Below are 21,470 nucleotides of genomic sequence, written 5' to 3' on the forward strand. Positions count from 1 at the left end.
ATATTCTGACTACTAATATTATTAATATGGATAAAAGATCTGCATTTTTCATAGTATTCAGTATAGTTATTTTAATTGTGATGGTGTATTTTGTTGGTATAGATAACCTCATCGAAACTTTAAAGGATGCTGATTTGAATCTGGTTGCATTAGCGGTAGTCATGCAGATTTTTACTTACTTTTTATATACATTAAGGTGGAAAATACTCAACAATCTTGCCGATATCAATGTCGGATTTAGAAAGCTTTTGCCGATTATGATGGTGGGGCTGGCAGTAAACAACATCACTCCGTCAGGACGTGGTGGTGGAGAACCCGTAAGGGCTTATATTCTTGCAAAAGAGCATGGATATGAATTAAAAAATACCTTTGCAACCGTTGTGGCTGACAGGATGCTTGACACATTTCCATTCATCGTGCTTGCAATAATAACAATCGTTTCAATGATTTTATATTTCGATATCGCCCAGTGGCTTGTTGTAGTGTTGGTATTATCAGTAATTGTTATTTCTGCAATCCTGTTAATTCTTATTTACATGTGTATAAACCTCAATTTTGGAAGGCGTGTTGAAGGATGGATTGTCGGTGTTGTTCGAAGGTTTTCCAAAAAGGATTCAAGTGATTTGGAAAACAATGTTCATGAAAACATTTTTGGGTTTCAAAAGACAATGAAACTGCTGATTTCTGATAAGAATGTATTGTACACTTCAATTCCATTGTCATTTCTCATTTGGATTATGGAAATCATGAGGGTTTATGTGGTATTTCTTGCATTTGGTGCAACATTAAATGTCATTGTAATCGGAGAGGTATTTATCCTTGCATCCCTTGTCGGTATGATTCCACTATTGCCGGGAGGTCTTGGTGCAGTCGATGGACTGATGATAGGATTTTATTCAAAGGCGGGCGTTGCATATTCACTTGCTGCACCAGTTACACTTATAGAAAGGGCAATATCATTCTGGCTGGCTACAATAATCGGTTTGATAATTTTACCTTATTATGGTTCATCAGTTCTCGATAAGCTTTCTTTAGGTAAAGCTTCCGAAGATTTAAAAAATTCTGAGGAAAAATAATTTTTTCTTTTTTTCAATCTAAACTTATTTATTACTCTTTCGACAAAAATATATGATATAAAATTTTTGATTGATGGGAAATTATGACAGATAAAAATGAATGGGGCAGTAACATGTCATTCATACTTGCAATGATAGGTTCTGCTGTTGGACTAGGAAACATTTGGAGATATCCTTATGTGCTTTACTCCAATGGGGGTGGAGCGTTCTATATTCCATATATCGTGGCTATCCTTTTGATGGGAATTCCGTTTCTGATTCTGGAATATGGTGTTGGATATAACTTCAAATCTTCATTTGCAAAGGCGGTAAAAACTATCAACTCCAAATGGGAATATCTGGGGTGGCTTTTGCCGGTAGCTGTTTTTATGATTATGATTTATTACTCAGCTATTCTAGGCTGGGATGGAATTTATATATTTTTAAGTTTCTTTAAGGGTTGGGGAGCAGATCCTAATGCATACTTCACTACAACCCTTCTTCAATCCTCCGATTCCCTGAGTGGATTATTAAGTTTCATTCCGTTGATTGCTGTTGCAATGCTTGTCGGTTGGGTAATCATTTGGTTTATTTCACATAGAGATTTGGAAAAAGGATTGGGTAAGGTTTCAAAAATTCTTGTTCCATTGCTGTTTATAATTATGATTATTATTGTAGGATTTTCCTTGACCCTGCCTGGAGCTTCAGTTGGATTGGCCGAACTCTTCCATCCTGACTGGTCACTTTTAGGTAATTTCGACATATGGATGGCTGCATTCGGACAGATTGTGTTCTCATTAAGTCTGGGAATGTCAATTGCATTTACATATGCAAGCTACACCAAGGATGATTCTGATTTGATTACAAACACCATTTCAATTGCTCTTGCAAACTCATTGTTTGAGAATTTTGCCGCATTGGGTGTATTTTCAATTCTGGGATACATGTCACTTCAGTCAGGTACCGCAGTGGCGGACCTTGTAACCCAGGGAACCGGTCTGGTATTCATTGTATATCCTACAGTATTTAATGTATTGGGCAATTGGGCGTATGTATTGGGACCATTGTTCTTTTTTACAGTTTATCTTGCAGGTCTTACAAGCATTTTGTCCACTATCGAACCGTTGTCATTTTCAATTCAAAACAAATTCGGTATGACAAGAAAAAGGACAATGACCATACTGATTGTTGTAGGTGCGATTATATCCATGATTTATGCAACCTCATACGGAAGTTCCGTTCTTGGTTATGTGGATACATTCATCAACCAGATTGCAATATTGTTGGGTGTTATCTTTGAATGTATTATCTTTGCATGGATATTCAAGGCTGAAAAGCTCATTGACTTTTTAAATTCCAGAAGCAAATCAATAAAGCTCGGCAAATGGTGGATTTTAATAGTCAAATATATCCTGCCGATTTTTGTAACTATTGTCTGGATCGGTGGAATGTATGATGTGATACAAAACAGTACTCCTGACCAATTGATATTTACTGTAATTTCAGCTGTACTCCTTTTAGGTGCAACACTAGCATTTACATTGTTGCCTTCTAAAAGCCCTAATTGGGAAAATTCAGAAGAGAGAGTCTAATTCTCTCATTTCCTTTCTTTTTTTTTAAATTAAATCAAGTAAAAAACCTGTCAAGAGCGTTGCTTTCATTATTTTCGGGGGTAATGGTCAAATCACTGTCATCATCCATGGAAATTGAGTCTGCATCGCTGTCCTGTGAGTTGTCAGAGGAAACGTCTGAAGTATAGTAAACTCCAAGAATTAGTCCCAAAACGGATAATAAAAATATTAAAAGTATGGCAGTGTTTTTCATATTCATATGTATGATATTAATTTTTGAAATATATAAAGATAATAGAAAAGTATTTTAATGTCATGGTTCAAATAACTATTGAAAAGCTAAACGAGGTGAAAATATGAAAGGCTTTATTTTAGCTATATTGGCAATAATTGTAGCAGTATTGGTCATTGGTGGCGTAGGTGCAATTCATGTCATGAATGAAATGGGAATAAGTCTTGGTGACTTAAATCCTGATACAGTAGGTGATGTTATGGATAAAGTAAGTAATGTTGGATCTTCAGATGGTTCCTCTTCAGGCAGTTCTGATGGTTCTGTAGTTAATAAAGTTGGCGATATCGTCAAAGAGGAAGTTAAAGATAATAAACAAAATGGTGAGGGTCAGTACCGTGAAGTGACATATTCCGATGGAGGATTCCGTCAGTATGATACTAAAACCGGTGATTTAATCGGTTCATCATATGATTCAGACCAGGATAAGCTTCCTAGTATGGAGTAAAAATGATATTAAAAGACATTCTTGATCATTTCGCTATTGAGGCCGTTCTTCCGGATTATCTTTTAAACCAGACCTTCAATGAAGTGTTTCTCGATGGTGAATTTACTGTTGAAGAGGATAATTATGAAATAGTGGTTAGGACACGTCAGAATGTCAAACATCAAATGTTTATAAGGCCTGATGAGGAGTTTCCAGTCATTATAATGTCTGAACTTCCAAATGGCATTTTAAATGGGATGAAATTTCCAAGAACTGAAAGTGTTGGAATTCCAATCAACAAATTATGATTGCAATTTTTTAACAACTATTTCTTTTATCTTTTTTTTTCGTTTTTATCTAATGAAGTTATTATTAAAAAACTATTTTTATATAATATTAAAACTAAAAATTATATTATAATAATTTATTTGATGATATCATGGATAAAAAAGAGTTAATTAATAGTGGAAAAGTGAAAAGCGTATTCACTACCGACAATGATGATGAAGTCATAATCGAGTTTAGAGATGACATGACTGCCGGTGACGGTGAAAGAAAAGAGGTAATGAACGACAAGGGAGCATATAATGCTATAATTTCCGCTAAAATCTTTAAGGTTTTAGAGGAAAATGGTGTTGCAACCCAGTTCATTGACCTGCCTGAACCTAACGTGATGCTTGCAAAAAAACTTGATATGATTCCAATCGAGGTCATTGTAAGAAACATTGCAACAGGCAGTCTTGTTCGCAAATATCCTATTGCAGATGGTACCAGACTTGAACCTCCAATCGTTCAAATGGATTTCAAGGCTGATGAATATCACGATCCTATGTTAAATGATTCAATCATCAAGGCATTGGGAATCGCTACTCAAGAGGAAATCGACATCCTAACCGAAAAGGCATTGAAAATCAATGAAATCTTAACCAAGTTCTTCCTTGATGCAGGTATAATTCTGGTTGACTATAAGGTTGAGTTCGGTAAGGACAAGGATGGAAACATTCTTTTAGGTGATGAGATTTCACCTGACGGATGCAGACTGTGGGACAGCGAAACATTGGAAATGCTTGATAAGGAACTGTTTAGAAAAGGAAAAGATGATGAGGTAATGGAAGCCTATATTGAAGTTTATAATAGAATTATTCCTGATGATGAAAAGGTGATTTAGATGTTATTTGATATTGAAGTAAAAATCTCACTTAAAAGCGGTATGTTAAACCCTGAAGCGACAACAATTGAAAGATCTCTTGATTTACTCGGTTATGAAGTTAAAAACGTTAAAACCGATGAAATCATTAAATTCCAAATGGAAGGAGAAGACAGGGAAGTTATAAGAGAAAACGTCACTGACATGTGTGAAAGATTGCTCTGTAATCCTGTAATTCATGATTATAAAATAAATGTTATTCCACAGAACATGGCTTGCGGTAAATAGGTGTAGAAAATGAAAATTGGAGTAATAAGATTTCCAGGAACCAACTGTGACCGTGATGTGGCACAGGCATGTGAACTCGCAGGTCTAGAACCGGAATACGTTTGGTGGAGCGAGGAAAAGCTCACAGACTATGATGGAATTGTCATTCCTGGCGGATTTTCATATGGGGATTATTTAAGGGCAGGTGCTATGGCATCCATCACACCTGTAATAGATGGAATCAAAGCATTGGTTGCTGAAGAAAAACCAGTCTTAGGAATATGTAATGGGGCACAGATTTTAGGTGAAATCGGACTTGTTCCGGGCGTTTTCATTACAAACGAAAATCCTAAATTCAATTGTGAATGGGTTGACCTCAAGGTTTCAACCAACAGGACTCCGTTTACAAAGGCATTTAAAAAGGACCAGACTATTGCGCTTCCAATCGCTCATGCTGAAGGAAGATTCTACACAGAAGACATCGACCTTCTAAAAGATCAGGATCAAATCGTATTGCAGTTTGAAGGCAAAAACCCTAACGGTTCCATGGAAGCAATTACAAGTGTATGTGATGAATCAGGTCTTGTATGTGCAATGATGCCTCACCCTGAAAGGGCATGTGAGGAAATATTCGGTTCAGACGATGGTTTAAACTTCTTTAAAGGATTTTTATAATAAAGTGATTATATGGTAGTTTATTTAATTGGTGCAGGACCTGGAGATGCTGATTTAATAACTCTTAAAGCTGTAAAGGCTCTAAATAAAGCTGATGTTGTATTGTATGATTATTTGGCTAATGAGGAAATATTAGCTCATGCTCCCGAAACTGCAGAAAAAATTTATGTCGGTAAAAAGGCAGGGGAACATTACAAGACTCAAGATGAAATCAATGAGTTAATAATCAAACAGGCTCAAAGCCATGAAAATGTTGTAAGGCTTAAGGGGGGAGACCCTTTTGTCTTCGGTCGTGGAGGAGAAGAGATATTGGCTTTAATGGAACATGATATCAAATTTGAAGTAATTCCAGGTGTAACTTCAGCTATTGGAGCACCAACTTCTCTTGGACTACCAGTAACTCACAGGGCAGTGGCAACATCCCTGACAATTGTAACCGGTCATGAGGACCCGACAAAACCTGAAAGTCAGGTGCATTGGGATTATACTGCAGATACTTTAGTAATCCTTATGGGAATAGGCAATATTAAGGAAAATACTTCAGAAATCATGAAATATCGCTCAGCTGACACTCCAGTATGTGCCATTGAAAGCGGCACATTGCCTGATGAAAATCTGGTGTTCGGAACATTGGGAGATATTTCAGATAAAAAAATCAACACCCCTGCAATTTTAATAATTGGGGATGTTGTAAAGATGTATAAGGAAATTTACGATTATCAAAGGTGATTAGATGTGTGGAATTGTAGGGTGTATACTAAAAGAGGATAAGAATGTAGCACCAATTCTTTTTGACTGCATATCCAAGCTGGAATATCGTGGATATGACTCTATAGGACTTGCTACATACAGTGAGGATAATATCCACATTAAAAAGGATAAGGGTAAAATCAAGGAAGTGGATAAAAGCTTAAATCTCACTGACATGCCTGGAAGCTTTGGTATAGCACATGTAAGGTGGGCAACACATGGTGATCCGTCAAAATTAAATGCACACCCTCATATTGATGAGGAAAAAACTGTGGCAGTTGTTCACAACGGTATTATTGAAAATTATTTGGAAATTAAGGAAAAGTTAATGCTTGAAGGTCACGTATTCAAATCAGACACTGACACTGAAGTTATCCCACATTTGATTCAAAAGTTCATGGCGGAAAAATTCGACCTTGAGCATGCGGTCAGAAAAACTATTGGAATTATTGAAGGTGCCTATGCGATAGCCGCAATTAGTTTGAATGAACCTGATAAGATTGTTGCAACACGTAAGGACTCACCGCTGATTGTTGGAATAGGTGAGGAAGGTTATTACCTGGCATCTGATTCTCCGGCCATATTAAAATATGCTCGTGACATCATATATCCTGAAAAGGGTGAAATTGTCATTCTGGACAGGGAAGGTGTTGTTGTTCATGATGAATTTGACAATGTGGTAAACAAGGATATAGAAACCATTAACTGGACACCTGAAATGGCTGAAAAGGAAGGTTATGATCATTTCATGATTAAGGAAATCAATGAACAGGGCATTGCTGTTAGAAATACTCTGACTCAAAGGGATAACATTCAGGAAATCATTGATGATGTCGGTGATCTTCAAAGAATCTGTTTTGTTGCATGCGGAACATCATATCATGCGTCACTTACAGGTAAATATCTGATTGAATCCCTTGCAAGCATTCCTACCGATGTCATTCTGGCATCAGAGTTCAAGTATTCAGCTAATACATTGAATGACAAGACATTGGTTATATTCATTTCTCAATCTGGTGAAACCGCAGATTCCCTTAAGGCATTGGATGTGGCTAATGAAACATCTCCTACTTTGGGTATAGTCAATGTTGCGGGTTCATCAATTACAAGAAGGGCAAAATATGTCATTCAAACCCAGGCGGGTCCGGAAATTGGAGTTGCCGCAACCAAGACATATGTTGCGCAGTTGACTGCAATCTATCTGTTTGCCGCACTTATTGCTAAAAATCAGGAGCTCCTGAATGAACTTGACAAGGTTCCTGAATTCATTGAAGATGCTTTGGAAAGTGTTGATCTGGTTAAGGAACTGTCAAAAAGATACAATTATGCACGTGACTTCTTCTATTTGGGAAGGGGATATTCCTATCCTACAGCTCTTGAAGGCGCTTTGAAACTTAAGGAAATCACATATATTCATGGTGAAGGTTATGCTGCCGGTGAGCTTAAGCATGGTCCTTTGGCCCTGATAGATGAGGGAATTCCCGTTGTGGTAATTATTCCTCCGGGAGATAACTACAGAAAAACAATGAGTAACTTGGAAGAGGTCAAATCCCGTGGTGCTAATGTATTGGCAATTGGTTCTGGAGATGACGATTCACTTAAGGCTAAAGCAAATGATGTTATTGCAATCAACAAGGATGTCAAGGAAATTATTGCACCGTTGGTTTACATTGTGCCTTTACAACTGATTGCTTATTACATCACTCTTGAAAAGGGTCATGACCCTGATAAGCCTAAAAATTTAGCTAAATGTGTAACTGTAGAATAGGGTATTTTTAACCTTATTCATTTTTTCTTTATTTTGGTTATATTGCCTTTGTTTTTAAAGTGACTCTTTTAAAATTCTTTTTTTTAATGCTTTGTTAAATTTGTTTGAATTAGCTTTGATTTCCATTATTCTTAATAATTCATAGTGAAAACGTTGTTTTAATAATTTTTAAGCATTTTTATAAGACTTTTAAATTTTTCATATTTGATTTTTAATGTAAAATTGTCTTTTGTTGTAAAATTTATATAATTATGGGTATTTATCCAATTTATCAAATGATTTAAAGTTATTTTATTTAAATTAGGCTTATTTAAACTTAGTTTGAAAATCAAAAGCTTTTTATACAAAAAGTTAAAAAGATTTTATCACGAACAACTGTTAAATGGAGTTAACGTATGTTTTTTAAGAAAATAAATTTAGTTTTAATAATGATGGTTTTCATACTTTCATTGGGTTTTGTTTGTGCTGAAGATACAAACTCAACCGATGATATGTTGACCAATGATGTAGATGATGAGCCCCCATCGGGGGTAGAAGATTTATCTACAGGGGAGAATGTCGCTACTTCTGGAGCTTCTGGAAATTACACTCTTGATGGTAGTGATGTGAAAATGTACTATAAAGGAAATGCGAGTTATGATGTGGTATTATCTCAGAATTCACATCCTGTTAACAATGTTTCTTTAATCGTTAAGATTAACGGTGTGAGTTATAATAAAACCACTGATTCAAATGGTAAGGTTTCAATTCCTTTAGATTTAAATACAGGAACTTTTACAGCTTCCGCTTTTTACAGTAATATTGCCAACATTACAAATAAGATTAATGTATTGCCTGTAATCACTGCAAAGGATATTACAACAACCTATAAGAGTACTAAGTATTATTCCGCAAAATTTTTAGACAGTGATGGTAACTTACTGAATAACACTAAAGTCAAATTCAAGGTCAACGGTAAAACCTATACCAAAAAGACAAATTCTAAAGGTATAGCCACCCTGAATTTAAATTTAAAAGTTGGTAAATACACAGTTTATGCTATTCATCCTAACGGATATCAGATTTCCAACAGGATAACCATTAAGACATCTGTTGAAGCATCCAACATTAAGAAGTATTATAAGGGATCCCAAAAGTTCTCTGCCAAGTTTTATGGTAAAAACGGAAATGTCCTTAAAAATAAATACATTAAGTTTTATACTAAAGGAGATTATTTCAATGTAAAAACTAATTCAAAGGGTGTTGCAAGTATTGAGGTTATTTCTAAACCAAGTACATTTAAGATTAAATCAATCAATCCACAGACTGGTGAGAAAAGAACCAATACAATTAAAGTATTGTCTCCAATATCTGCAAAGTCAATGACTGTATTTACCGGCACCACTTCCAAATTCAAGGTAACCCTTCACAAGACCGATGGTAAATTGGCTACCAATAAGAAAATGAAAGTCTATGTGGACGGTTCCAAAAAGACAGTTAAAACAAATTCCAAAGGTGTTGCAACTGTTAAATTTAAATTGGATAAGGGAACTTATATCTTCAAAAGTGTTGATCCATATACCGGTTATACAGTAAGCAAAAAGGTCACTGTTAAATTGGCTTCAATCAATGCCCATGATATAGGTGCAATAGATAACGAGGCATCATACTATGAGGCACAGCTTTTAAATCAGGACGGTAAGCCTGCAAAATATACAAAAATGCAGATTACCATTGATGGTGTAAAGCACATTGTCAAAACCAATTCAAAGGGTTTTGCAAAAGTTAACTTTAAATTCCCTGTTGGACATTATTCTGTAGAGTGTAAGGATTTGGAAACAGGTTATACTGTTAAATGCAAAATCACTGTTATGGAAGACAGAATGGGTTTCTCCTACAATAAATATGGTGTTTCCGATGATGGGAAAACCATTCTTGCAGTTGGTAGGCCGTCAGCTCCGGGTGAAGAGTCCAAATACGGATGGGCATGGTACATGTGTGAAATGGAAAGAACATGTCCGTACTGTGGAAGTCATGACTTGTACTGGGATGTCTTCTGGGCTGGAGATGAAACAACCGAAGTTGGAATATTCTCTGCAACCGGTCGTAAAGAACCTGGAAGTACTGAAGGTATGATTTTCTGTGATCGTTGTGACGCTGACTTTTCAATATTCGGTTTGGAACATATTACCAATAATCCTAAACATCTTAAGGTAGTCAGCGGACCGGTCAAGTCATCAAAAGAAGTGGCGTATATACTTAAAAGTGGAAATCATGTAAAAATTTAATTTCCTTCCTTTATTTTTTTTAATCTTTTTTTCATTTCAAGAATTCTGTTGGTTGAATTGTTTTTTTCGTCTTGTTTTTCGGTGTATGAATCCTCAACTTCAACGATGTAGAAAGCTTCAGGAGAGGTTGTTGAAGGAATGTTCATTTTCAAGAGATTGCGCTCAACACGTCTTTTCAGTTTTTCATCATCCATTTCGTCCCCCAGAAATATCGGTGTTTTAACGGCTGATGATATTTTGGTGTTGTGGCGTGCAAGATGCCTTTCTTCAGTTCTTGATTCAAGAATGAATTCGCTTGAATTATTCAAACCGGGATCCCTGAATGGAATTCCCACATCTGACAGTGCAATCCTTATCTCATCGTTTTTTGGAAGTGAGGTGTCAAGCATTGACGGATTTGGACTTGCAAGGGTTCCTCCCTGTTTTCTTCCGAATATTGGTCCAAGTCCGATATAGAAGTCGGCTTCAATAAAACCTGCCCTTATCGGTGCGGCTGAAGTGTAGGTTGCAACGATTCCGTCATCTTTTATGACGCGTCTGAATTGCCTGAAAAATTCCAGTGAAAACAGTTCGGGAGCCATGTTCTGGCTGAAGGGATCCAAAAATATTGCATCATATGTGTTGTCCTTTAGTTTTTGGACGGTTTGTCTTGCATCTTCGATAAAAACATTTATATCAATGTTTTCAGGTATTTCACACTCCTCAAGGCTCAGGGTTGCATAATTCTGCTTTATCAGTTCATCTTCGATTGCCTTTTTGGTTATGTCATGTGCGGGGATTGGTGAAGGTACTAGAAGTCCGCATGCCAGAGTGGCCTTTGATATTTCAACCATGTCGATTGTGAGATTTGCATTTGAATTTTTCATGAAATCATCAATTGCAGCTGAGGAATTGTAGCCCAGTCCTGCGCATATGTCGAGAATGGCAATGTCTTCGTCATAATTGAATTTCATCGGTTTGATAAATTTTTCAAATGACTCACTTATTGCCCCTGTAGATGTATGTAGGGTTTCAACTTTATGGTTTATTTCCTTTGAATTAATAGAATATGATCCATCATCTGTTAAAACGAAATAATTGTTGTAAGTATCAAAAAAATTAACCCTATCTTCAATATTTTTACTACTTTTTTCCCTGGCAAAAAGTTCATTCACCAAATCAAAAATATCATCATTAATTATTCTAGCACTGTTTTCATAACTCATTGTATCAAGGATATTTTAGTTGCTATAACTTTAAATACTTGGCTATTTTACCAAATTGTAATTTTTCTAAAAGCTAAAATTACCCAATGAGCAAAAATTTATATAATTTTTAATTTAAAAGTTATTTTAAAGAATTATATAAGGTTAAATAAATGTTTGAAATTAAGGCAAAAGATGGAAAAGGCCGTGTTGGTGTTTTAAAAACCAATCATGGGGATGTAAAAACCCCTGCACTGATGCCGGTAATTCATCCTCGTAAACAGGCGCTGGATGTAGGCAAATATGGTGCAGACATTGTTATTACTAATGCATATCTGATTTATAAGGATGATGAGTTGAAGCAGAAGGCAGTCGATGAAGGCTTGCACAAACTAATCAACTTTGACGGTCCGATAATGACCGATTCAGGTTCATTTCAGCTGTCAGTTTATGGGGATGTGGAAATAACAAACAAGGAAGTTATTGAGTTTCAGGAACTGATCAAGACAGACATCGGAACAAGTCTCGATATTCCGACAGCCCCGTTTGTGGACCGTGAAAAGGCTGAAAGTGATATGGAAATCACTTTGGAAAGGGCACGTGAAGCGATATCCTACAAAAAGGAACAGAATATGGAAATGCTATTGAATTCTGTTGTTCAGGGTTCAACATTCCTTGATTTGAGACGTGAATGTGCAAGGGAGCTTTCCAAACTGGACGCCGATTTATATCCGATTGGCGCTGTGGTTCCTCTGATGGAATCCTATCACTACAAGGATCTTGTGGATGTTGTGATGAACTCAATGAAGGAACTCTCAGATACCGTTCCCCGCCATCTGATGGGAGCCGGACATCCTATGATATTTGCCCTGTGTGTGGCAATGGGATGTGATCTGTTTGACTCAGCGGCTTATATACTGTATGCTGAAGATGACAGGCTTTTATCAACAAGAGGGACATTCAAGCTTGAAAACCTTCAGGAAATGCCATGCTCCTGTGAGGTATGTACCAAATACACTCCAGATGAGCTAAGGGCGATGCCGAAAGAGAAAAGAAGGGATTTGATTGCACAGCACAACCTGCATGTTTCATTTGCAGAGCTCAGATTAATCAGACAGGCAATATATGATGGAAACCTGATGGAACTGGTGGAAGAGCGCTGTCGTGCACATCCGGCACTTCTTGAAGCGGTTAGACATTTGGGCGAATATTGCGATGATTTGGAAAAGTATGACCCGAGAAGCAAAAGATCCGCATTCTTCTACACAGGCCCCGAATCCCTTAAAAGGTCTGAAGTCATGAGGCACATGGAAAAGCTTCGTCAAATGCCTAAAAAACGTGATTTGATTATACTTCCTCCATCAAGAAAACCTTATTCAAAGTTCATTTCAGGAAAGCTTGGGGAATTTTATGTCTATGGTGATGAAAAGGAAATCGACCTTGAAAACAGTGATTTCATGGTATTGGACATTCCATTCGGATTGATACCACTGGAAATCGATGAGGTCTATCCGTTAAGTCAGAATGATGCACCAAAAACCCGTGATGTTGACAGTATAGAGTTTATAGAAGATTTCATCAACGAGTTCGGTGAATATTATGACCAGGTTCTAATCCATTCAAGAGTAATCAAAACCCTGGACTGGGATGTTGAGGATAAAACCGTCATTTCAGATGAAATCAGGTATCAAAAGGATGATGTCAAAAAGGTCAAGGCCATTGCAGACTATCAGTTCGGCTTTGGTGCGGGCGATGCGATATTTGAAGGAAACATCAACATTGAAAAGAGTAAGAAGACTGGAAAAATCAGACACATCTATGATGGAAAGACCCTGCTTGTGAACATGAGGGCATCAGATTCATACCTGATACTGTCAAAAGAGGGTGCAAAAAGGCTTCATGCAAACATTCCATATCCTCAAAACAGGGTTGTGGTAAACAAGGATTCAGAACCCTTTGCACTTGACGGTAAAAGCGTGTTCTGTAAATTCGTAGTGGACTGTGACGATAACATCAGGGCAAAGGATGAGGTTTTGATAGTCAATGAAGAGGATAAACTGCTTGCCTATGGTAAGGCATTGCTTGGAGCATGTGAAATTGAACAGTTCCAGACAGGCCAGGCAATAAAAACCCGTAAGGGAATGAAAAAGTGATATTATGAGTGATAACGATAAGGTAAATACTGGTCATCATATTGAAGATAAGGAATTAATCAAAAATGCAAGAAAGCCTGTTGGTGAACTTGGCCATCAGATTCTAGACAGGATGAACAGGTCCCATGAGTCAATGGCGCAGTGGGGAGTAAGCCACTTTGAAGTTCGCCCGGACAGCAAGATCCTGGATATCGGATGTGGAGGTGGAAGAAACATCGAAAGGTTTGCAGCACAGATCTCTGAAAACGGAAGGGTTGTTGGATTGGACTATTCCGAGGTTAGTGTTGAAAAATCAACCAAATTGAACCAGGAAGCCATCGATAAGGGTATAGTCAATGTATTGCAGGGTTCAGTTTCCGACATGCCGTTTTATGATGAGACATTTGATATCGTAACCGGTTTTGAGACAATCTATTTCTGGCCCGACTTTATCAATGACCTTAAGGAAGTAAATCGTGTATTGAAAAGGGACGGTCTTGTATTTTTCTGTAACGAAGCAGTTTACAGGGAAGGCGAAATGGAAAAATATGATGATTTGGTAGAACTCTTGGATATGAAAATCTATTCAGAAGATGTTTTAAAGGAATCTCTTGAAAAAACCGGATTTAAGGATTTCAAGGCATTTGTCAATGAAGAAAATGATTGGATTTGTATTCTTGCAAGAAAAATCTAATTTTTTTCCTTTTCATTATTTTTAGCGAAACATTTATATATAATTAAAACATAAGTTTATTTGTTGTTAGTTTTCATGCGGTGTTAGTCCAGCCTGGTTAAGACTCTAGCCTGCCACGTTAGAGACCCGGGTTCAAATCCCGGACGCCGCATTTTTTATAAGCAGTCGTGGTATAGTCTGGTTATTACTTGGGCCTTCCAAGCCTACAACCCGGGTTCGAATCCCGGCGACTGCATTTTGAATATCTATTTTTTTTTGAAAATCTTTTTTTCTTTAAATAATCCTATTTTTTTAGTTACTTTTATATAATAATAAGAATATAATATTAATAATTAAATTAATTTTTAATTTTGTTTAAGATTATAATTTAAGGTGATTTAATGGTAGGAATAGTAGGATATGGGGCACATGTGCCGTCATATAGAATAAAGGTAGAAGAAATTGCTAAAGTATGGGGGGATGACCCTGTAGCTTTATCAAACGGATTAGTAGTTAATGAAAAATCCGTACCTTCTCCTGATGAAGACACTGCAACCATTGCAGTAACTGCTGCAAGATATGCACTTGCAAGAGCTCAAATTGACCCATCAAAAATTGGTGCTGTTTATGTTGGTTCAGAATCACATCCATATGCAGTAAAACCAACCGCTTCCATTGTTGCTGAAGCAGTTTGTGCAACACCAAAATTAACCGCTGCAGATTTGGAATTTGCTTGTAAAGCAGGAACCGCAGGTATTCAGATGACAATGGGTCTTGTTGAGTCAGGAATGATTGAATATGGTTTGGCTATTGGTGCCGACACTTCACAAGGTGCACCTGGTGATGCATTGGAATACACTGCATCCGCTGGTGGGGCAGCTTACATCATCGGTAAAGAAAACACAATTGCTGATATAAACCACACTTGCAGTTTCACAACCGACACTCCTGATTTCTACAGAAGAGAAGGTCAGGACTATCCATCTCACGGTGGACGTTTCACAGGTGAACCAGCTTACTTCAAACATGTTTTAAGTACTGCAAAAATGTTATTCGAGGAAACTGACTCAAAACCTGAAGATTACGATTATGCATGTTTCCACCAACCTAACGGTAAATTCTACTTAAGAGCTGGTAAAAAATTAGGATTCACATCAGATCAAATTAAACAAGGATTATTAACTCCTAACATTGGAAACACTTACTCCGGTGCTGTACCATTAGCATTATCCAATATTTTGGATGTTGCAAAACCAGGAGACAAGATATTTGTTGTTTCATACGGTTCAGGTGCTGGAAGTGACGGTTTCACAATAACTGTTAAGGATGAAATTGAAGAAAGAAGAGAATTAGCTCCAAAAACACAAAGCATCATTGATCAAAAGACATATGTTGATTATGCTGTTTATGCTAAATTCAAAGGTAAAATTAAAATGTAAGGGGGCTTAAATATGAGAGATGTTGCGATTATAGGAGTATCACAAACAAAATTCGGTGAATTATGGGATTCATCATTCAGAGATTTAATTGCTGAAGCAGGAGTTAAAGCTGTAAATGATGCTGAAATTGACGGTGCTGACATTGAAGCAATGTTCGTTGGAAACATGTCCTCAGGATTATTCGTTGAACAGGAACACATTGCAGCACTTATTTCCGACCACATGGGTCTTAACCCTATTCCAACCACAAGAGTGGAAGCTGCCTGTGCATCCGGAGGATTGGCATTAAGACAGGGAATCATGGCTGTAGCATCAGGTTTCCATGATGTGGTAATTTCCGCAGGTGTTGAAAAGATGACTGATGTAGTTGATGCTACACCGGCAATTGCAACTGCATCCGACCAGGAATGGGAAGCACAGCAAGGAGCTACATTCCCATCATTATATGCAATGATTGCAAAAAGACACATGCATGAATACGGCACAACTCGTGAACAATTGGCACAATTTTCAGTTGTAAACCATAAGAACGCATCCAAAAACCCAAATGCACAATTCCCATTTGAAGTAACTGTTGATAAGGTTATCAATTCAACAATGGTTGCAGACCCATTAACACTTCTTGACTGTTCTCCTGTTAGTGACGGAGCAGCGGCAGTAGTTATGGTGCCTGCTGAAGATGCTAAAAAATACTCTGACACTCCAATTTATGTAAAGGCTTCTGCACAAGCTTCCGGAACATTAACATTACACGATAGGAAAGATATCACTACCATTGAATCTACTAAAGTGGCTTCCAGAAAAGCTTATGATATGGCAGGAGTCACTGTTAAAGACATTGACTTGACTGAAGTTCACGACTGTTTCTCAATCAACGGACTTTTAGCAGTAGAGGACTTAGGTTTTGCTGAAAAAGGTAAAGGAGGAATAGCTATCGAAGAAGGTCAAACTGAAATCGACGGTGACTTCCCAATCAACACTTCCGGTGGTCTTAAGGCACGTGGACACCCATTAGGTGCTACTGGTATTGCTCAGGCTGCTGAAGTCGTATGGCAACTCAGAGGAGAAGCAGGCGGACGTCAAGTGGATGGTGCAGAAATCGGTATGACCCACAACATCGGTGGTACCGGAGGTACTGCAGCTGTACATATTTTCGGAAGAGATTTATAATCTCTTTTACCTTTTCTTTTTTTCATGATAATCAATACTGGTTCAAGAACCGATATTCCAGCTTTTTTTCACAAATGGTTCCTTAACAGGGTTGATGAGGGTTTTGTTTGCTCTAAAAATCCGTATAATGATGATATTTATAGATATCCGATTAACCCTAAGACAACTGATTGCATGTGTTTTACTTCTAAAAATCCAAAGCCTTTAGTCAAAAATATCGATAAGTTGGATGAATACAATCAGTTCTGGTTTATAACAATCAATGCATATGATAAAGACATTGAAGTCAATGTTCCATCTTATAAACGGGTAATTAAAACATTCAAGTCATTATCCGATTATCTGGGGAGTAACTGCGTTGAGTGGAGATATGATCCAATTTTTATCACAGAAAAATATGATTTGGATTTTCACATTGATAGATTTGAAGAGATAGCATCACAACTGTCCACATACAATGATTATTGCACAATAAGTTTCATTGATTTGTATAAGAAGGTTTTAAGGAATTTTCCTGATGCAAAAGAGGTTACAATTGAGGAGCAATTAATCATCGGTGAAAACTTTTCAAGAATTGCTCGTGAAAACGATATCCAGATAAAAACATGTCTTGAGGGAACTTTGCTTGATCAGTTCGGCTGTGACTCATCAGGATGCATGACCCAGCAGGTGATTGAAAGAGCTATTGGAAATAATTTGAAATTGCCTAAAGGAAAATACCAGAACCGTGAATGCAACTGCATATTTGGAAGGGATATTGGAGCATATAATACTTGCATGCATGGATGCAAATATTGCTATGCCAACAGCAACATGAAGCTGGTTAAAAAGAACCAAAAGTTGCATAATCCTAATTCGCCATTGCTGATTGGTGAGGTAAAAGAGAGTGATGATGTAAAGGAAGTTAATGAACCTAGCTATATGGATTTACAAACTAAGTTGTTTTGACTTTTAGTTTTTTTTTAAAAAATAATTCATAATTAATGTAAGCTCATTTTTGAGAATAGATTTAGCACCCCTACACCTATAATGATAAGTAAAAGTCCAAGGATAGCAGCCCAATCAGGGGTCTGTTTGAAAGCGATAATCCCTACAATTGTCACAAGCACGATTCCCAATGCTGACCAAATGGCATATGCAACTCCTATTGGTGCTGTTTTTAGGCAGTTGATGAGACAGTAAAATGATAATATGTATAATATGATTGATGCTATTGTTGGCAAATGGTTTAGTGAAACCTTCAGCAACTTTTAACAGTGATGTGCACTGGTTTCAAATAGAATTGCAAGTAAAAGATAAGCAATATTATTCATTTTTGGTTTCCCCCATATTTTAACTGTTCAAATTCTTTTTTAATTTTTTCCAGTTCCTCGCCATGATATTTCTCTTCAAGATTGAAAATGGCGAGTTCGTATAATATGTTTTGAAGCCTGTGGCCTTTTTCAGTCAGGTGATATGATGTTTCATTATCTTTGATGTTTTTTTCGATGATGTTGTTTTCTTCCAGTTCCTTAAGTCTTTGTGTTAGGATTTTATTGGACAGTTCAGGCTTGTCCTCTTTGAAATCGCTGAAATATTTTTTTCCAAGAATCATGTCCCTTAAAATGTATACTGTCCATTTGTTTTTAATAAGATTCAGACTTTTTTCAAATTGACAGTATGGGGGCAGTTTATCAAATTTTCTTTTAATTGTCATTTTGCACCTATTGTTAAATTTAAACCTTTTCCTTTAAATATTTTTAAAAAGTATTACTTTAAAGAGGATATCACACTGTTACTTATTATTTTTGTTACTTTTTTGTTACAAAACCTTTTAATTGTAGTTTATTTATAATTTAAAACACAAATTATGGAAAGTGAACTAAATGAAAGAAAAAATATTTATCAATGGAAGAGGAGGATGTGGAAAGAGCACATTCATATCATTAATTGCAAAGGAATTGTCAAAAAACAATAAAGTATTAATAATTGATATGGATGAGGGAAACCTCGGATTGAACAAGATGCTTAATGTTGATGTTGCAGACACTTCATTAATGGAATATTATGGTGGAAGAGATAAGATAATGGGTGAAATTTTAAAAGTAGGAATTAAAGGTATGGTTTTAGAAAAGATCAACCTGAAAGATGACGCCGCCTCCGATTCAATAGATATTTTGGATAATATGAAATTATCAGATTTACCTTCCGATTATGTGACATGGAACGGAAATATAGGATTCATTGAATCCGGAAAAATCAACGACCCTGATGAAGGCTGTGCCTGTCCGATGGGAAATCTTACAAGAGACTTCCTAAATCACATTGAATTACAAGACAATGAAGTAATATTGGTCGACACCTCAGCGGGAATAGAACACATTGGAAGAGGAGTAATTGAGTCTGCAGACAAACTCATTTCAATAGTTGACCCGTCAAGCGATGCAATATTGTTGGCAAATAAAATAGGATCATTATCAAAAGAGGCATCCAAAGAATATATGGTAATATTGAATAAAATTGATGAAAATACTAAAGATTTGGTATTGGAACAATTGGATGATGACATATCTGTCGTTGGGGAACTTGAATATAATTCACACATAGCTCAAAGCAACCTTTCCCAAAAAGAAATTAACCTTGAGGAAGTAGAAGGTGAAATTAAGGAAATCTGTGCAAAAATTTAAAGATTTGATTAAGATTTAAATTTCAATAGGGCGCATGGTGCAATAATGGATTTGCTTTTTTATGTTGTTTTGCTGTTGATTGGAGGTTGCTTTGCAGGTTTCATGGCAGGCCTTTTGGGGATTGGCGGTGGAATTGTAATCACTCCAATCCAATATTATCTTTTAACCTCAATTGGATGTGATCCTAAAACGTCCCTAACGGTTACCTTTGCAACAGGTCTTGCAGTTATCTGTGTCACGATGATAAACAGTACACGAAAGCACAAACAAAACAATCTAATAGTAAAACAGCACCTAAAACCAATGATGGTCTTTGGTTTTGTAGGTGCCATTCTGGGTGCAGTCATATCTCAATACATAGATGTTGAGGTTTTAAAGATTTTGTTTGGTGTAATATGTATAGTATCAACAGTATTTTTAGTTTTAATAAAATCTCCTACCTCTTTAGATAATATTAAAACTGATGCAGGATTATTTTACTCTATTGCATTTGCATGTGGTCTTGCAAGCGGATTGATAGGTCCCGCAGGAGGAGCATTTATCATACCGATTTTTGTGGCATACTTGAGATATCCAATAACAAATACTATCGGAACAACTTCAGCATTAAGCATCGCAACCACACTTGCAGGGGTAATCTGTTATATTGTTTTAGGTTGGGGTGTTCAAGGATTGCCGGATTTTTCATTAGGTTATGTCAACTTGCTTCAATTCGTATTTTTAACAATAACCAGCATTATTGTATCTGGATATGCTGCTAACCTATCTAAAAAAATCAATCCTACAAAATTAAAAGCGCTGCAGGTAATCGTAATATCATATATTGGCCTTCAAATGATGGGGGTATTCGACATAATATTAAGCATAATATAATTTTGATTTGTATGTATAATGTATGGAAAAATTGTATTGGTTGTGGGGAATGTGCAAAGGCATGTGATTTTAATCTGATTCAAACATTTGATGATTATATTCTGATGGATATTGAAAAGTGCAGGCATTGCTCAAAATGTGTAGAAACTTGTCAAAACAATGTTTTTACAAAATCAGTTATTTTTAAACACTTTTTATATCTATTATATTATAAGATTAAAAAATCTTAGGATAATTGAAAAATTGATGAGTATTTCATAACAGTTAAGATTTTTATATAGGTTAATGGTTTGTATGTCCAATTTTTGTAAGGCATTTGACAAGTTATATTTGTTTGTTAAATGTGGAAACAAAATTCACTAAAAAGTAGTAGATAATTTAAAGTGTGTTACGCCAATGCCAACATGAAGCTGGTCAAAAAGAATCAAAAGTTGCATAATCCAGATTCACCATTGCTGATTGGTGATGTTAAGGAAAGTGATGTTGTAAAAGAGGTCAATGAACCCAGTTATATTGATTTACAGCAAAAATTATTTTAAACTGATACATTTGGACTGTCACTTTTGTGTTTTTTATCATATATGCCGTCGGGTTTGTTGCCATAAAATTTATATAGATAAAATATATACTAATAATTGTTATTATAACTATTGTTATATTAACGTTTAAGAGGGCCCTTTTAATATATGCCCTTCAAACAATTCAGAAATAGGAGAACAAAAAAATGATAGAAAAAGGAACAAAAGTACTAAAAGAAGGTTTTGCAAAAATGACAAAAGGGGGCGTCATCATGGATGTGGTAAATGCTGAACAAGCTATTATCGCAGAGGATGCCGGTGCTGTGGCTGTAATGGCACTTGAAAAAGTCCCTGCGGATATTCGTGCAGCAGGCGGAGTTGCAAGAATGGCGGACCCAACAATAGTTGAGGAAGTGGTTGATGCAGTCTCAATTCCAGTAATGGCAAAGGCCAGAATTGGTCATATTGCAGAGGCACAAATTCTTGAAACTTTAGGTGTGGACATGATTGATGAAAGTGAAGTGTTGACACCTGCAGATGAAGAATATCACATTAACAAAAAGGAATTTACAATACCATTCGTATGTGGTGCACGTAAC

23 protein-coding genes, 2 tRNA genes and 1 pseudogene are annotated in these 21,470 nt (G+C 36.4%); 22 read left to right on the top strand and 4 right to left on the bottom strand.

The window, feature by feature from the left end; all coding sequences use genetic code 11:
- Window positions 1-26 precede the first annotated feature (26 nt).
- A complete protein-coding gene (locus QZV03_RS07880) occupies window positions 27-1,076 on the top strand; it encodes a UPF0104 family protein (RefSeq protein ID WP_296875630.1) in 1,050 nt (349 codons plus the stop codon).
- An 83-nt stretch (window positions 1,077-1,159) separates the two neighbouring features.
- Window positions 1,160-2,647, top strand: a complete 1,488-nt coding sequence (locus tag QZV03_RS07885) for a sodium-dependent transporter (protein WP_296875632.1) — start codon at window positions 1,160-1,162, stop codon at window positions 2,645-2,647.
- A gap of 34 nt (window positions 2,648-2,681) precedes the next feature.
- Here the strand turns inward: QZV03_RS07885 and QZV03_RS07890 are convergent, their stop codons facing one another.
- Window positions 2,682-2,885: a hypothetical protein gene (locus tag QZV03_RS07890; protein ID WP_296875634.1), complete on the bottom strand. Its 204-nt coding sequence runs from the start codon at window positions 2,883-2,885 to the stop codon at window positions 2,682-2,684.
- A 97-nt stretch (window positions 2,886-2,982) separates the two neighbouring features.
- On the opposite strand from QZV03_RS07890, the gene QZV03_RS07895 reads away from it, so the two are divergent.
- From QZV03_RS07895 to QZV03_RS07930, 8 genes are all read left to right on the top strand, one after another.
- Window positions 2,983-3,363 carry a flagellar protein, FliL gene (locus QZV03_RS07895; RefSeq protein WP_296875636.1) on the top strand — a complete coding sequence of 127 codons (381 nt, stop codon included), beginning with the start codon at window positions 2,983-2,985 and terminating at the stop codon, window positions 3,361-3,363.
- Window positions 3,364-3,365: 2 nt separating this feature from the next.
- Window positions 3,366-3,650: a hypothetical protein gene (locus tag QZV03_RS07900; protein WP_296875638.1), complete on the top strand. Its 285-nt coding sequence runs from the start codon at window positions 3,366-3,368 to the stop codon at window positions 3,648-3,650.
- Window positions 3,651-3,781: 131 nt separating this feature from the next.
- On the top strand, window positions 3,782-4,510 hold the full coding sequence (purC, locus tag QZV03_RS07905) for a phosphoribosylaminoimidazolesuccinocarboxamide synthase (protein WP_296875639.1): 729 nt from the start codon (window positions 3,782-3,784) through the stop codon (window positions 4,508-4,510).
- Window positions 4,511-4,777: a phosphoribosylformylglycinamidine synthase subunit PurS gene (purS, locus tag QZV03_RS07910; protein ID WP_296875642.1), complete on the top strand. Its 267-nt coding sequence runs from the start codon at window positions 4,511-4,513 to the stop codon at window positions 4,775-4,777. It abuts the gene before it with no gap.
- A 9-nt stretch (window positions 4,778-4,786) separates the two neighbouring features.
- Window positions 4,787-5,431: a phosphoribosylformylglycinamidine synthase subunit PurQ gene (purQ, locus tag QZV03_RS07915; protein ID WP_296875644.1), complete on the top strand. Its 645-nt coding sequence runs from the start codon at window positions 4,787-4,789 to the stop codon at window positions 5,429-5,431.
- A gap of 12 nt (window positions 5,432-5,443) precedes the next feature.
- Complete coding sequence (cobA, locus tag QZV03_RS07920) at window positions 5,444-6,160, top strand: uroporphyrinogen-III C-methyltransferase (protein ID WP_296875646.1); 717 nt, start codon at window positions 5,444-5,446, stop codon at window positions 6,158-6,160.
- A 4-nt stretch (window positions 6,161-6,164) separates the two neighbouring features.
- The gene (gene glmS / locus QZV03_RS07925; RefSeq protein WP_296875648.1) at window positions 6,165-7,949 is read left to right on the top strand and encodes a glutamine--fructose-6-phosphate transaminase (isomerizing); all 1,785 of its coding nucleotides are present in this window, start codon (window positions 6,165-6,167) and stop codon (window positions 7,947-7,949) included.
- A 428-nt stretch (window positions 7,950-8,377) separates the two neighbouring features.
- Complete coding sequence (locus QZV03_RS07930; protein WP_296875649.1) at window positions 8,378-10,216, top strand: hypothetical protein; 1,839 nt, start codon at window positions 8,378-8,380, stop codon at window positions 10,214-10,216.
- Here QZV03_RS07930 and QZV03_RS07935 read toward each other — a convergent pair.
- Window positions 10,213-11,421, bottom strand: a complete 1,209-nt coding sequence (locus QZV03_RS07935) for an MnmC family methyltransferase (protein ID WP_296875651.1) — start codon at window positions 11,419-11,421, stop codon at window positions 10,213-10,215. The genes QZV03_RS07930 and QZV03_RS07935 overlap by 4 nt on opposite strands.
- Before the next feature lie 152 nt (window positions 11,422-11,573).
- Here QZV03_RS07935 and tgtA point away from each other — a divergent pair, with 152 nt between their 5' ends.
- The 7 genes from tgtA to QZV03_RS07970 all read left to right on the top strand — a co-directional run bounded on the left by tgtA (window position 11,574) and on the right by QZV03_RS07970 (window position 17,762).
- Window positions 11,574-13,553, top strand: a complete 1,980-nt coding sequence (gene tgtA / locus QZV03_RS07940) for a tRNA guanosine(15) transglycosylase TgtA (protein WP_296875653.1) — start codon at window positions 11,574-11,576, stop codon at window positions 13,551-13,553.
- A 4-nt stretch (window positions 13,554-13,557) separates the two neighbouring features.
- Window positions 13,558-14,226, top strand: a complete 669-nt coding sequence (locus QZV03_RS07945) for a class I SAM-dependent methyltransferase (RefSeq protein ID WP_296875655.1) — start codon at window positions 13,558-13,560, stop codon at window positions 14,224-14,226.
- Window positions 14,227-14,303: 77 nt separating this feature from the next.
- Window positions 14,304-14,377: transfer RNA gene (locus tag QZV03_RS07950), tRNA-Gly, on the top strand.
- Window positions 14,378-14,387: 10 nt separating this feature from the next.
- Window positions 14,388-14,461: transfer RNA gene (locus tag QZV03_RS07955), tRNA-Gly, on the top strand.
- A 145-nt stretch (window positions 14,462-14,606) separates the two neighbouring features.
- On the top strand, window positions 14,607-15,644 hold the full coding sequence (locus tag QZV03_RS07960) for a hydroxymethylglutaryl-CoA synthase (protein ID WP_296875657.1): 1,038 nt from the start codon (window positions 14,607-14,609) through the stop codon (window positions 15,642-15,644).
- A gap of 12 nt (window positions 15,645-15,656) precedes the next feature.
- On the top strand, window positions 15,657-16,814 hold the full coding sequence (locus QZV03_RS07965; RefSeq protein ID WP_296875659.1) for a thiolase domain-containing protein: 1,158 nt from the start codon (window positions 15,657-15,659) through the stop codon (window positions 16,812-16,814).
- Between the two features lie 24 nt (window positions 16,815-16,838).
- Window positions 16,839-17,762, top strand: a complete 924-nt coding sequence (locus tag QZV03_RS07970; protein WP_296875662.1) for a DUF1848 domain-containing protein — start codon at window positions 16,839-16,841, stop codon at window positions 17,760-17,762.
- 32 nt (window positions 17,763-17,794) lie between these two features.
- Here the strand turns inward: QZV03_RS07970 and QZV03_RS07975 are convergent, their stop codons facing one another.
- The gene (locus QZV03_RS07975; protein WP_296875665.1) at window positions 17,795-18,037 is read right to left on the bottom strand and encodes a multidrug efflux SMR transporter; all 243 of its coding nucleotides are present in this window, start codon (window positions 18,035-18,037) and stop codon (window positions 17,795-17,797) included.
- Between the two features lie 86 nt (window positions 18,038-18,123).
- Entirely contained in the window at window positions 18,124-18,510 is a 387-nt protein-coding gene (locus QZV03_RS07980; RefSeq protein ID WP_296875666.1) for a helix-turn-helix domain-containing protein, read from the bottom strand.
- Window positions 18,511-18,679: 169 nt separating this feature from the next.
- Between QZV03_RS07980 and QZV03_RS07985 the strand changes: the two genes are divergently transcribed.
- The 5 genes and pseudogenes from QZV03_RS07985 to QZV03_RS08005 form a co-directional block, all read left to right on the top strand.
- Entirely contained in the window at window positions 18,680-19,480 is an 801-nt protein-coding gene (locus QZV03_RS07985) for a cobyrinic acid a,c-diamide synthase (RefSeq protein WP_012955167.1), read from the top strand.
- Between the two features lie 45 nt (window positions 19,481-19,525).
- Window positions 19,526-20,353, top strand: a complete 828-nt coding sequence (locus QZV03_RS07990) for a sulfite exporter TauE/SafE family protein (protein WP_012955168.1) — start codon at window positions 19,526-19,528, stop codon at window positions 20,351-20,353.
- An 11-nt stretch (window positions 20,354-20,364) separates the two neighbouring features.
- Window positions 20,365-20,583, top strand: coding sequence for a 4Fe-4S binding protein (locus QZV03_RS07995; protein ID WP_292802404.1), 219 nt, complete (start codon window positions 20,365-20,367; stop codon window positions 20,581-20,583).
- A gap of 153 nt (window positions 20,584-20,736) precedes the next feature.
- Window positions 20,737-20,892, top strand: coding sequence for a hypothetical protein (locus QZV03_RS08000; protein WP_296875668.1), 156 nt, complete (start codon window positions 20,737-20,739; stop codon window positions 20,890-20,892).
- A gap of 185 nt (window positions 20,893-21,077) precedes the next feature.
- A pseudogene (locus QZV03_RS08005) lies at window positions 21,078-21,470 on the top strand (pyridoxal 5'-phosphate synthase lyase subunit PdxS); the annotation flags it as partial.

It is taken from the genome of uncultured Methanobrevibacter sp. (genome assembly GCF_902788255.1).
In the GTDB taxonomy this organism is placed as follows: Archaea; Methanobacteriota; Methanobacteria; order Methanobacteriales; family Methanobacteriaceae; genus Methanocatella.